General features: G+C 70.8%; 9 protein-coding genes. 2 read left to right on the top strand and 7 right to left on the bottom strand.

Annotation, left to right across the window (positions count from 1 at the left end):
- Nucleotides 1–7 precede the first annotated feature (7 nt).
- Entirely contained in the window at nt 8–3193 is a 3186-nt protein-coding gene (locus RIC11_RS03740; RefSeq protein ID WP_350208507.1) for an error-prone DNA polymerase, read from the top strand.
- Between the two features lie 78 nt (nt 3194–3271).
- On the opposite strand, the gene RIC11_RS03735 is transcribed toward RIC11_RS03740, so the two are convergent.
- The 7 genes from RIC11_RS03735 to RIC11_RS03705 all read right to left on the bottom strand — a co-directional run bounded on the left by RIC11_RS03735 (nt 3272) and on the right by RIC11_RS03705 (nt 9735).
- Entirely contained in the window at nt 3272–4318 is a 1047-nt protein-coding gene (locus RIC11_RS03735) for a DUF6268 family outer membrane beta-barrel protein (protein WP_350208506.1), read from the bottom strand.
- 19 nt (nt 4319–4337) lie between these two features.
- Complete coding sequence (locus RIC11_RS03730; protein ID WP_350208504.1) at nt 4338–5582, bottom strand: DUF6268 family outer membrane beta-barrel protein; 1245 nt, start codon at nt 5580–5582, stop codon at nt 4338–4340.
- Nucleotides 5583–5694: 112 nt separating this feature from the next.
- On the bottom strand, nt 5695–6636 hold the full coding sequence (locus RIC11_RS03725; protein WP_350208502.1) for a hypothetical protein: 942 nt from the start codon (nt 6634–6636) through the stop codon (nt 5695–5697).
- A 246-nt stretch (nt 6637–6882) separates the two neighbouring features.
- On the bottom strand, nt 6883–7506 hold the full coding sequence (locus tag RIC11_RS03720; RefSeq protein ID WP_350208500.1) for a P-loop NTPase family protein: 624 nt from the start codon (nt 7504–7506) through the stop codon (nt 6883–6885).
- Entirely contained in the window at nt 7503–7901 is a 399-nt protein-coding gene (locus tag RIC11_RS03715) for a hypothetical protein (RefSeq protein ID WP_350208499.1), read from the bottom strand. Before RIC11_RS03715 ends, RIC11_RS03720 begins: the two co-directional genes overlap by 4 nt.
- Complete coding sequence (locus tag RIC11_RS03710; protein WP_350208497.1) at nt 7898–9247, bottom strand: DUF3592 domain-containing protein; 1350 nt, start codon at nt 9245–9247, stop codon at nt 7898–7900. Before RIC11_RS03710 ends, RIC11_RS03715 begins: the two co-directional genes overlap by 4 nt.
- A 161-nt stretch (nt 9248–9408) precedes the next feature.
- The gene (locus RIC11_RS03705) at nt 9409–9735 is read right to left on the bottom strand and encodes a DNA-directed RNA polymerase subunit alpha C-terminal domain-containing protein (RefSeq protein WP_350208495.1); all 327 of its coding nucleotides are present in this window, start codon (nt 9733–9735) and stop codon (nt 9409–9411) included.
- Between the two features lie 244 nt (nt 9736–9979).
- Here RIC11_RS03705 and RIC11_RS03700 point away from each other — a divergent pair, with 244 nt between their 5' ends.
- Entirely contained in the window at nt 9980–12262 is a 2283-nt protein-coding gene (locus RIC11_RS03700) for an ATP-dependent helicase (RefSeq protein WP_350208493.1), read from the top strand.
- Nucleotides 12263–12796 lie beyond the last annotated feature (534 nt).

Raw genomic sequence — 12796 nt, 5'->3', positions numbered from 1 at the left:
TCTCGCCGTGCCCGACCAGCCCCCCTTCGCGAAACGCCGGCCGACGGCGCCGCCGCGCGTGGCCACGCCGACCGACGACCCCGACGCGCCGCCCTACGCGGAGCTACGCTGCCGGACCAACTTCTCCTTTCTCCGCGGCGCGTCGCACCCGGACGAGCTGGTGGCCCGCGCCGCCGAGCTGGGCTACTCCGCGCTGGCGGTGACCGACCGAAACAGCCTGGCCGGGGTGGTGCGCGCGCACGTGGCGGCCAAGCAGGCGGGGCTCCCCCTGGTGATCGGCGCCGAGCTGACGTTCTGCGACGCGCCGACCACGGTCGTGTGGGCGACCGACCGCGCTTCCTACGGGCGGCTGTGCCGGCTGCTCACCCTCGGATTGCGGCGCACCGAGAAGGGCGATTGCCGGCTCTATTGGGACGACCTGGTGAACCACTGTGAGGGGCTGCTGGCGGGCGTCGCGCTCGACGAGCCGCGCACCGACCCGACGCGCCTGGCGCCGCACCGCGAGCTGCTGGGCGACCGCTGCTGGCTGCTGGCCGACGCGCACCGCGGCGGCGACGACCGCGCGCGGCTCGCGGCTTTCGCCGACCTGTCGGTCCGCACCGGCCTGCCGATGGCCGCCGCCGGCGATGTCCACTACCACACGCCCGAGCGCCGCCTGCTGCACGACGTGCTGACCGCGGTGCGGCGCGGCGAAACGGTCGAGCGATCCGACGGCCAAGAGCTCTTCCCCAACGGTGAGCGTTGCTTGCGTTCGCGCCGCGACCTGGGTCGGTTGTTTGCCGACTACCCGTCGGCCCTGCGTCGCACAGTCGAGATCACCGGGCTCTGCCGGTTCTCGCTCGATGAGCTGCGTTACGAGTACCCCGACGAACTCGCGCCCGACGGCCGCACACCGCTGGGCTGGCTCGCCGAGCTCACCCTGGACGGCGCCCGACAGCGGTACCCGGAGGGGGTCAGCGCCAAGGTCCGGGGGCAGCTCGAGCACGAGCTGCGGCTGATCGCCAAGCTGCGCTACGAGGCTTATTTCCTCACCGTGTGGGACCTGGTTCGGTTCGCCCGGTCGCGCGGCATCTTGTGCCAGGGCAGGGGGTCGGCGGCCAACTCGGCGGTCTGCTACTGCCTGGGAGTGACGTCCGTCGACCCGGAGCAGAGCGACTTGCTGTTCGAGCGGTTCATCAGCGAGGAGCGGGGCGAGCCGCCCGACATCGATATCGACTTCGAGCACGAGCGCCGCGAAGAGGTGCTGCAGTACCTCTACCAGAAGTACGGCCGCGAGCGCGCCGGCCTGGCCGCTACCGTGATCACCTACCGCTTGAGGTCCGCGCTGCGCGACGCGGGCAAGGCGCTCGGCCTGTCGCTCGACCGCGTCGACGCGGCGGCGAAGCAGGTCGACGGCTGGCGGACCGACGACAAGCTCCCCCTGCGGCTCGCCGAGGCTGGCGTCGACCCGCGCTCGCCGGTCGGCCAGCGTCTGCTGCGGGTCGTCGCCGAGCTGCTCGGCTTCCCGCGTCACCTGTCGCAGCACGTGGGCGGCATGGTCATGACACGCGGGCCCCTCTGCGAGATGGTCCCTATCGAGAACGCCGCGATGGCCGACCGCACCGTCGTGCAGTGGGACAAAGACGACCTCGAGGCGCTGGGCATCCTCAAGGTGGACTGCCTCGCGCTGGGCATGCTCACCGCGATACGCAAGTGCTTCGAGCTCGTCGAGCGGCACACCGGCCAGCGGTGGACGCTCGCCTCGTTGCCGCCGGGCGACGAGGGCGTGTACGACATGATCTGCCGCGCCGACACGCTCGGCGTGTTCCAGATCGAGAGCCGTGCACAGATGTCGATGCTCCCGCGGCTGCGGCCACGTTGTTACTACGACCTGGTGATCGAGGTCGCGATCGTCCGCCCCGGGCCGATCCAGGGGGACATGGTCCACCCTTACCTGAAGCGGCGCCGCGGCGACGAGCCGGTCTCGTACCCCAGCGCGGCGATCAAGCGTGTGCTCGAACGAACGCTCGGCGTGCCGATCTTTCAAGAGCAAGCGATGAAGCTCGCCGAGGTCGCCGCGGGCTTCACCCCCGGCGAAGCCGACGAGCTCCGCCGCGCGATGGCCGCTTGGCGCACCCCCGGCAAGATCGAGAAGTACCGCCAGCGATTGCTCGAGGGGATGCGGGCGCGGGGGCTCGACGAGGGCTTCGCCGAGCGGTGCTACAAGCAGCTGCAGGGGTTCGGTGAGTACGGTTTCCCGGAGTCGCACGCGGCCAGCTTCGCGCTGCTGGTGTACGCTTCGTGCTGGCTGAAGCACCACCACCCGGCGGCGTTCTGTGCGGCGATGCTCAACAGCCAGCCGCTTGGCTTCTACTCGCCCTCGCAACTGGTCCGCGACGCGCGGCAGCACGGCGTGGGCACGCTGACGGTCGACGTGGCGCGTAGCGATTGGGACTGCACACTGGAGCCGGTCGGCGGCGCCGACGGCGAAGGCCGCTTCGCGTTGCGGCTGGGCATGAGGATGGTCAACGCCTTGAGCCAGGAAGCGGCGAGCCGGATCGTCGTCGAGCGGCGGCACGCGCCGTTCGCCTCGCTGGAGGACTTCCACCGCCGCACGCGGCTCGCCAAGCGCGACGCCGAGGCCCTGGCCGACGCCGACGCGTTCGCCTCGCTCGGCGCGGGGCGGCGGCAGGCCCTGTGGCTGGCGATGGGGCGCGAGCAGAGCCGAGCCCCGCGCCCGTTGTTCGACGGCCTGGCCGACGACGAGCCGCCGGCGGACGCGCTGCCCGACGAGGCGGGCGAGGAGCAGGTGTTCGCCGACTACCGATCGCTCGGGCTGTCGCTCCGCAGCCACCCGGTCGCTTTTCACCGCGAGCGGCTCGACCGGCTGGGCGTCACGCCGACGGAGCAGCTCCAAGACTTGGCGGGCGGCCAGCGGGTCGCCGTGGCGGGCCTTGTGCTGCTGCGGCAACGCCCCGGCACGGCGAAAGGGGTCACGTTTGTCACCCTCGAAGACGAGACCGGCGCCGCCAACCTGATCATCCACGCCCGAACGTGGGAACGCTACTACCGCACCGCGAAGCGCTCGCCGGCTTGGATCGCCCAAGGCGAGCTGCAGCATGCCGAAGGGGTGATCCACCTGGTCGTGTGGCGGATCGACTCAATGACCGATCGACTAGGCAAGCTGCGGATGAGGTCGCGCGACTTTCGGTGAACGAAGAGATAGCAGAGGAGGGGTGAGGCGTGAGGCGTGAGGCGTGAGGGAGCTGGCTCATCTCGCTCCTCGCCGCTCTCAATAGCTCCATCCCCCGCGGACGATCAGCGTGTCGTCGAGGGAGAACTCTTCTTCGGTGTCGGCGAACTCGAGCTCGCGGCCGAACAGGTAGCCGATCTCGTACCGCCGCTTCCACGCCCCGGCTGCGGACGGCGAGCCGCCGGCTGCCGGGCCCGACTCGTAGCCCAACAAGACACCCCAACGCGACAGGTTGAGCGTGTCGGTCTGGCCGTCGGCCCGCCGCACGGCCCACGCGCCGCCGCCAAGCTCGGCCGCGAAGTACAGCGCCCGTTGTTCACCGTAGGGCGACTGCGGCAGCCGCCGCACCACGCGGCCGCGGGGCGCGGTGATCTCGTAGCGGTAGTCGCCCCGGTCGTGGATCACGCCGATGGCGGGCACGACAGCGATGTCGTCGCGGTTCAGGTAAGCCGCCCCGATGACCCATTGCCAGCCGGGCGCCGCGTCCCACAGGGCGATCCCGAAGCCGCTCACGCGGAGCGCGTCGCTCTCACCCAGCGAGTAGTCGTCGCCGTAGACGCCCGTCGTGACGCTGCCGCGGGCTGACCAGCGTGGCCCCAGTTGCTTGAACGTGCCGACCGACAAGTCGAGGTCGTACAGCCGTGGCGGCGCGTCGGCGTCGGCCGGGCCGTCAACCAGGTGGATCGCCGCGCGGGGCGTCAACAGCAGCGGGATCCCCAACAGGTGAGGCGGCACGCCCAACCCGACCGAGGCGGAGAACGTCGACCGGCCTACGCTGTCGTCCTCCAGCCGTGGCGCCCAGTCGGCCAGCAAGTCGATCGATTGCAGCAGACCCCGTTCGGGTGGAGTGCGGAGGACCGGGTCGGCGCCCACGTTCGTGTCGGGCCGCGACACCGCTTCGGTGCTCTGAGCCAGACGCACGCCTTCGACGTTCGGCACGTTCACGAGCCACTCCGCCTCGCCCTCCAGGGCCGGCGGCATGCGGCCGACGACCCCATACGCCCGACGCGGCTGCGCCGGCGCCGCCCCAGCGGCGATCAGGATCGCCGCGATCGCCCAGCCACGAAAGTACGTCCCTGTCGCCACACGCGCTCCTAGCTTGGGTTCACCAGCCGATCCCGGCGCGGAACATGACCGCGTCGTCGAGGTCGAAGTTGGCGGGCATCCCGCTCTGGAAGATCAACTCCCGGTCGAACACGTAGCCCACCTCGAGGTGGCCGGTCGCCTGGGCGGGGGTTTGCCATTCGATTCCCAACGCGACGCGCAGGTCGTTGTAGTCGATCCGGTCCCCGAGGCCGGGGCGCTCGATCGTGTAGGAGCCCCCGCCGTACTCGCTCGACAGGTACCACCACCAATCGGCCGAGCCGGTCGAGAAGAGCGTCCGGCGGATCTTGGGGTTGGGGAACACGAGGTAGAGGTCCCACTCGGGCGTGGGGCGCCAGCGGATGCCGCCCGCGGGCAGGATCTTTGTCCGCAGCCGGTCGAGGTAGACGGCGCCGAGCAACAACTCGAACTGCGGCGTGATCGTGATCACGCCGAGCCCGCGGCCGAGCACGCGGATCGTGTCGCCGTTGAACTGCTCGAAGTCGGAGTAAACGCCCACCCGCACGCCGAGCTCCGCGCCGAGCTCGGGCGTCCAGCGGGGGTTCATCGCGAAGTCGAGGTAAGCGTCGTACACGCGCGGGGGCATGTCGGGCCCGCGCGGCATGGCGTCTGGCGGGCTGACCGGGCCGTCGAACCAGTTGAACGCGAATCCCGGCGTGATGAGCAGCGGCGTGTCGACCGAGCCGGCCACCGGCAGAGCGAAGGTCGAAGCCAGCTCCGTCCGGTTGATCGTCAGCGAGTCGTTGGTGTCGTCGCCCAGAAGGAGCGTGTGCTCTACCCGCAACCGGGCCAGGAATTTCCTGAAGCGGGTCACCGTGCCGTCGGGCTGCTGGAAGCCGTAGGTCCCGGACTGCCATCCGAGGCCCGAGCCTTCCGGGTACAAGCCGGCGCTGGGTGGCGGGGCGTCGAACGCGTAGGCCGGCGCGCTGGCGGCCGGCGGCGCGTAGCCGCCGGCGGGCGGCACGTACGTGTAGGGAACCGAAGCCGGCGGCGGCCCCATGATCGACGGCGCGGCCGTCGAATACGCGTCGAACGCCGGGGGCGCCACCCCGAACGGGTCGGCCGGCGGCGCGAAAGTCGCGGCCGGCCCAACCGGCGGCGCGCCCCACACCGGCGCTTCGGGGGCGATCGGGCCCGACGCCGGGATCTGCACGCGCTGCGCTGCGGCGTGGCGGGCCGGCAAGAACAGCGCGGCGGCGCTGAGCAATCCGATTAGGCTGACGCCCCGACGTCGTTCGCTTGCCACTGACACTTACGCCGCCTCTGGTCGGACGCTACGGACGCTGGGCGTAGTAGCAGCCGGGGGGCTAGCGGGTCAAGGCGAGCGCGCCGCTCGGTCCGTCGGGCAGAGGGCCGCGTCAGTCGGTCGCCGAACGCCAGCCGTCGGCGCCGAGCCGCTGGACCGGCTGCGGGCGACTCGCGTCGGCGCCCGAGGCCGGCCGGAAGGCGGTGCGGCTAGCGTCCGCTTGCTGGCGGTAGACCGCTGTGCGGACGGGCGCCGGGTGGGTGCGACGGGCCACGTTGTTGTTGCTCGGAGGGGCGAACAGCGGCGGCGGCGAGAAGTAATCGCTCGCGGCGGACGGGTCGGTCTGCTCGTCGTCGAACAGCTCGCCGTCGGCTGGCTCGGGCTTCAGGTTGCTCCGCTCGTCTGGCACGTTGGCGTCGCTAGGCAAGCCGGGGCGGTTGTCAAGGCTGTCGTAGCCGCCGCCCGACGGGTAGCTGTCGCCCGAAGAGGGGGCTGCGTACTCGGGCGTCGCCGCGGGGGCGACGTAGCTCGAGCCGGCGCTGCAGGCGCTGCACCCGCCCGGGTCGTTGGAGTAGCCTGCGTTGCTGGAGTAGTAAGCCTGCTCCACGCCGCATGTGCTGCAAGCGTCGCAACCCGAGGCTGCCATCACCGGCGAGGAGGCAACCGGCGAGAGCACGACGGGTCGGCTGACCGTTTGCGTCACGGGGCCGAAGCTGGCCGGGTAGGTCGGGCGGTACGCCACCGACGGGGTGAAGCCGGCCGTGTAGGTTGGCGCGTACCCGGCGGAGACGGTCGCGGGGGCGAATGTCGCGGGGGTGACGACCGTCGTCGTCGTGTCGTTCACGCCGAACAGATTCCGCGTGAAATCAGAGAGGTACTTACCTGGGTACCAGCCCGAGGAGACGGTTGTCGTTTGAACAACGGCCGGCGCGGGCGCCGCCACGACGGGCGAGAAGGCGACCATCGGTTGCGGCGCCGGGGCGCAACAGGCGCCTTGACCAAAGGCCGTGGCGGTCGTCGCGGCGAGCAGTACGAGGGTGAGAGCGCGGAGCATCGGGGTTACACCTGGGAGCTGGTTGTGGCTTCGAGCCGTCTTGTTTATCTACCTCGCGGGCCCCGCCGAAGGCAACTCTCGGCTTGAACAAACCCGCAATTTGGCCGGCCTTTCCGGTCGCAGCGACCTTGCCGATTGCGACGCCCCGGCGTCGACCCGCGCGGCGCCGCATGCGTGGCGCCAGCAGTGGACGCCCCCCCGCGGGCTCGTCGGTCCATTGGCCCGACGGTCCCCTGCCGTTGAACCTTACGCGGCGTGTGAAGCCGGGGTTCGCTCGGACCGGCGTCGCAGCTCGTGCAGGTAGTAGAGGTCGAACCAGACCGAGCGCAAATCGGGACCGTGCCGGGCATGGCTGTGCAGCGCGTCCGACAGCACGACCGGCGTGGGTCTGTCCAAGGTCAAGCGCTCGAACAGCTCGGCGACGAGGCTCGCGTCCGGCGCGACCCGGGTCGCGATTGGGAGCCCGTGCAACCACGCCACCGCGGGGCGATGCAGGGTGACGATCGGGAGCAATCCCCGGCTGCGCCAGCGACGCAAGCGGCGCCGCCGCTGCCCGTAGGTGAGCCGCTCGAACCCTTCGACCAACAACACTCCGGCGGGGCCGGCTGGCGGTTCGTCGCGGGCGGCGTCGATGGTCGCGGTGTGACGGCCGAGTCGGCGGATCGGCTCGGCGAGCGCACGCAGCAACGACGACTTCCCCGCGCCGTGCGGGCCGACGATCGCCGCGCCGCCGGCAGACCCCTCGGCCGCACGCAGCACGGCGGTCACGCTGGCGCCCGCCGAGTCGATCCACGGCAAGCGGCCGGGCGCGGTCCAGCAGGTGGCGAAGGGGTTCGTCGAGCGGCTCGGCGGGGCGGGCGGCCTGGTCATGCGTGGTGATTGGAGAGCCAGAACGGGAGTTCGACCAAGCGGGTGCGACCGGATCGGAAGCAGCCACGCACACGCACCGCCCAACATACCTTGACGATCACGCCGTCGTAGCTGAGGGGGCTCTCGGGCAGCCGGACGGCGAACTCGTAGGGCGTCTCCTCGGCGCGCGACGGCATCGACGGTTCGCGGCGCCGCTCGAAGTGGTGCACGTACAAGTCCTCCTCGCCTTGCCCGGACGTGTACCACAGGATCGAGAGCTCGACGGCCGTGAGCGGCTCGTCGCGCCAGTCGCCCACCCGGTAGCCGCCGGTGAGCTCCTCGCCCGGTGCGTACCTTCGGCCGCCGCGGTCGAGCCACACCTGCGCGCCGGGCTCATCGGGTGGGGCGTCGTTCATGCGATGACCCCCGGCGCCGTTTGTGGCACAGGGCCGGCGTCGGACGCCCCGACCGCGGGGTAGACGATCAGCGGGAACCGCCGCACCGTGGCCGCGCGGCCGGCCGGCGTGACCGTCACCTCCAGGGACCAGCGGATCTCGTTGTTCGGCGACGCGAACGAGTGCGGGGCGTCGGCCGGGACCCGGAACGCCAGCTCGCGGGTGAGCGGCTCGTCGCCGCTGGGCGTGACGCGGCGCTCGTCGAGCAGCTTCAACCGCAACGCTTCGACGATGGCCGTGCGCGCGTCGGTCCCTTGGCGGTAGGTGGCCAACTCCTCGCACACGAGCGTGGCCGCGAGCTCGCGGAGCCGGCCCTGCCCGAACTGCAAGAGCGTCGCGCTGACTTCCTCGCCGAGGCGGATCGGCTGCCGGTCCACTTCGATCCGGGTGGGCGCCGCCGAGCCCGCGCCGACCGCGTCGCGCCAGACGGCCATCGTGAGCCGCACGCTGATGATCGCCAGCGGCGCGGCGACCAGCGCGGCGAGTCCGAAGCGGGTCATCGACGACAAGTAGCCCGAGCCGATCTGGTAGGCGAACAGCGCGACGAGCACGTTCCAGACCGCGCACAAGATCGCCATGCCCGCCACCCGCCAACCGGGCGCCGTGTCGGCCGGTAGCCGGTAGGCGCGCCGCACGCCGGGGCTGTCGTCGAGCTCGTCTAGCGGCGGGAGCCCCGACGCGATCGCGGGGCGGGGCCGGTCGCTCTCCAGGGCGCCGACCTCCAAGCCACTCGCCAGCATCGCCGAACGTTGTTCCGGCGTGCTCCGCGACGTGACCAGCGTGCGAACCAGCCCGACAACGCCCGCGACCAGCAGCGTGAGCGGTATCGACACCACGAGCCACGGCCACCAGCGCCGGTTGACGCTCAGCAGCACTCGCCGGTTGTCTGCCGGGTCATACCAGCAGGCTCGGGTCTCGCCGATCCGGAACTCTTCGAGCGGCGCGGACGCCTCGGCGAAGCTCGGTGTGTCGCGGCCGACGCCGTGTCGGGTCCAGACTTCGATCGACTCGCCGCCGGCCGACGTGTACTCGACACGCAGTTCGGGGCAGTACTCGTCGCCGGCCAGGCCGGGCCGCGGCGCCACGCGCTTGCCGACCACGCGGCAGGTCGTCTCGGTGAAGCTGCGGGCCTCCTCGGTGAGCCGCCACTCGGGCAACAGCACGTCAGAAAACAGCCACCAGAGGCCGATCACCCCCGCCGCGGCGAACAGCGCGTGGTAGAGCGCCTCGCCGACCCGCGCCCAAAACGGCGAGCCCGTGCGGCGGCGGCCGCGCTTCTTCAGCAGCAATGGGAAACGGCGGCGCATCGCGAGCGGGTCGAACCAGTCGGGCGGGGCGCCGGCGACTGCCGCGGGCGCCCCGCCCCCTAGTCTAAGCTGCCAACGCCGGCGTGCGGAGGATCGCGACTTGGCCGGCCCCGAGCGGATCCTTCAGCGGCGCGGCCCGCCGATCGGATGGGCGTGTCGGGCTACTTGGCCCGCCGGGCCAGCGACGGCTCGATCGGAGGATTGCCCGCAGCCGAAGCGATCGGCGCCGCGTCGCGAGCGGGGCGGTAGAAGCCAAAACTCTCGAGCGCCTTGTAGACCTCCTCGAGGGTCTTCTCGCCAAAGTTCGAGATGCTCAGCAGGTCCTCGGGAGAGCAGTGCAGCAAGTCGTTGACGGTGAAGACGCCCTTTTCCTCGAGGCAGTTGGTCGTGCGGACCGCCAATCCGATCTCGGCGGTGCTCATTTCGAGCCGCCGTTGCAGATCGTCGCTGGCGGCCTGGACGCGGTCGAGCGGAACGCGTGTCTTCATAGCGGGGTCCCTCCCTCGTATGTTGGCGGTGAGGCGCCGCTCTGGGCTTGGCCCAGATCGCCGCCGCTCGGCACGCCGGCCGCGACAAGCGGTCAGCTCCCTCCGAGCCGCTTTCAGAAGCCGCAAAAATTACCACGAACCGCCGCCGGGCAACCCCGGTTTCTGCGAAAAATTCGCGAATCTCGGCGCCGCGGTGCTAGCAGCCCTCCGCCCTCCGCGGTGGGCGTGACAGGGAAGGCCAAGATTGATCGATCTGACAACTCTCAACAGCGCGCAGCGTGAAGCCGTCGAGCACGTCGACGGCCCGCTGCTGATCCTCGCGGGGCCGGGCAGCGGCAAGACGCGCGTCGTCACGCACCGGATCGCCTACCTGATCTCGCAGGGCGTGCCCGCGTGGCGGATCCTTGCGCTGACCTTCACGAACAAAGCGGCCGCCGAGATGCGCGCTAGGGTCGAGCGCCTCGCCCCCGGGCAGCGGGTGTGGGTCAGCACGTTCCACCGCTTCGGCGCGAAGATGCTCCGGCGGTACGCGGACCGCGTCGGCCTCGACCCGAACTACACGATCTACGACGCCGGCGACGCGCGGCAGACTTTGAAGCGGGTCGTCGAGTCGCTGAAGATCCCCGTCATGGGCTACACGCCCGACCGCATCGCCGCCGCGATCAGCAAAGCGAAGAACCGGCTGATCGGCCCCGACGAGTACCGCCCGCGGACCGGCGTGCCGCTCAGCGAGATCGTCGCGGCGGTCTACCCGGCGTACCAGCAGCGGCTGTTGGCCTCCAGCGCGGTCGACTTCGACGACCTGCTGCTGCACGTGGCCCGCCTGCTGCACGACGACCCGCAACTCCGCGCCGAACTCGACGAGCGCTTCCAGTACGTGATGGTCGACGAGTACCAAGACACCAACCGCGCGCAGTACGTGCTGCTGCGCGCGCTGTCGGTCGACCACCCGAACCTCGCCGCGACCGGCGACCCGGACCAGTCGATCTACGGCTGGCGCGGCGCCGACCTGAACAACATCCTCGAGTTCGAGTCGGACTACCCGGGCGTGAAGATCGTCCGGCTGGAGCAGAACTACCGCAGCACGCCGGCCATCTTGGCGGTGGCCGACACGCTGATCGCGCACAACCAGCGGCGCAAGCCCAAGTCGCTGTTCACCGAGAACCCGGACGGCCCGCCGGTCCGACTGGTCACCTACGCCGACGGCGACGACGAGGCCCGCGGCGTGGCCGCGGCGATCAAGGCGGCGGTCGCCGCCGGCGAGCGGCGCTGGAGCGACTTCGCCGTCTTTTACCGCGTTAACGCGCTGTCGCGCGCGGTGGAGCGGGTCTTCCGGCGCGAGGCCGTCCCGTTCCAGATGGTGCGCGGCCAGGAGTTCTACCAACGCAAGGAGATCAAGGACGTGCTGGCCTACTGCCAGCTGATGAACAACCCGAAGGACGACCTGGCGTTCGAGCGGACCGTCAACAGCCCGCCCCGCGGCGTCGGCGCGAAGACGGTCCAGCGGCTCGGCGAGTACGCGCTGCGGCACGGGCTGTCGATGCTCGAAGCGGCCCGCGACGCGCCGCAGGTCGATGGCCTCAGCAAGCGCGCGGCCACGATGGTCGGCAAGTTTGTCGCGATCATGGACCGGCTGGACGCTTACATCGCCGGTCCTGCCGAGGAGGCCCTCGGCGCCGTGCTCTACGAGTCGGGCTACCGAGAGCACCTCGGCCAGAGCGACAGCGAGGAGGACCTCAACCGCCTGGCGAACATCGAAGAACTGCTGACCGACGCGCGGCAGTTCGACGAGGCGTTCGGCGCCGACGAAGAGACCGCGGCCGAGTCGAGCCTCGAGGCGTACCTCGAACGCACGTGGCTCGTCAACGAGACCGACGGCTGGGAGGACGACACCGACAAGGTCACCATGATGACGCTCCACGCCGCCAAGGGGCTGGAGTTCCCGGTCGTGTTCCTGCTGGCGGTGGAGGACGGCATCCTGCCGCACGAGCGGTCCGCCGAAGACCCCGCGCAGCTCGAAGAGGAACGCCGCCTCGCGTTCGTCGGCATCACCCGCGCGGAGCGCGAGCTGCAGCTCAGCCACGCGCTGCGGCGCGACTTCCGCGGCCAGCGGCGGATCGCGATCCCCAGCAGCTTCTTGATGGAGTTGCCGGCCGAGGCGATGGCCGTCGATCAACTGGCCGAAACCGACGCGCTGGGCCTCGACCCCGACGCCGAATTCTCGCCCGACTGGTCGCCCGAGGAGTTCGTCTACGCCCAAGAGCAGAAGCCGACAGGCGTCGACCCGGCGCTCGTCGAGCGCGCCGCGGTCACCACCGCATCGACCCTGCTCGGCGGCGCCGCAGGCGGCCCGCGTGTGTCGCCCGACGCGTTCCGCGTCGGCATGGCGGTGGAGCACCCGGAGCTAGGCCGCGGCGAGGTGGTCACCCTCAGCGGCCAAGGCAAAGGCCGCCGAGCGACCGTGCACTTCGCCGACCACGGCGAGAAGCGCTTCGTGCTGGCCTTCAGCCCGCTGCGGCCGGCTTGATGTCTCTTCGGGAAACTTCCGATTCGAGTTCGTTTGAAACAAACGCGGCGCGCCCGCGAGCGCGTTGTCACGCTTGAACGTGTCGAAAACGGCGTTAAGCGCCTGGCCGCCAACGACTTAGCGAAGCGTTACAGCCCCCCGGGGTGTAACGAAACGGCGTCGCTCTGCGCAACGGGCCTGCGGCGTACGACGCCGCAACGGCCCTCGTCGCGCCGCAGCGAACCCGGCATTGTCGCCCAGGCGGCGCGTCGCCAGGCCCGTTTTGGCCACCCCGAGCCGTGCGCCTTCTCACCTGGGCAGCGCCGACAGTAGGCCGAAGCGCGACACTCGCTCACTGAGCCTTACGCGGCCGACTGCCCGTGCCACCCGCGCCGGCGCCGCCCCCGATGAGTTCTATTGCCCCTCGCGCCGCCAACGAGCTCCTTTACAGTCTGAGTTGAGCGGTCTTGAAGAAGGAGAGTTTGAGGCGGTGGTCGCGTGCCTGATCGTTGAGCGATTCGTGAACCGCGTCGTTGAGTTGCTCGACGTCGTCGG

The sequence above is a fragment of the Botrimarina sp. genome (assembly GCF_040219535.1).
GTDB lineage: Bacteria > Planctomycetota > Planctomycetia > Pirellulales > Lacipirellulaceae > Botrimarina.
Note: the sequence above shows the minus strand (reverse complement) of the source record. Positions and strands in the feature narration are given on the sequence as shown.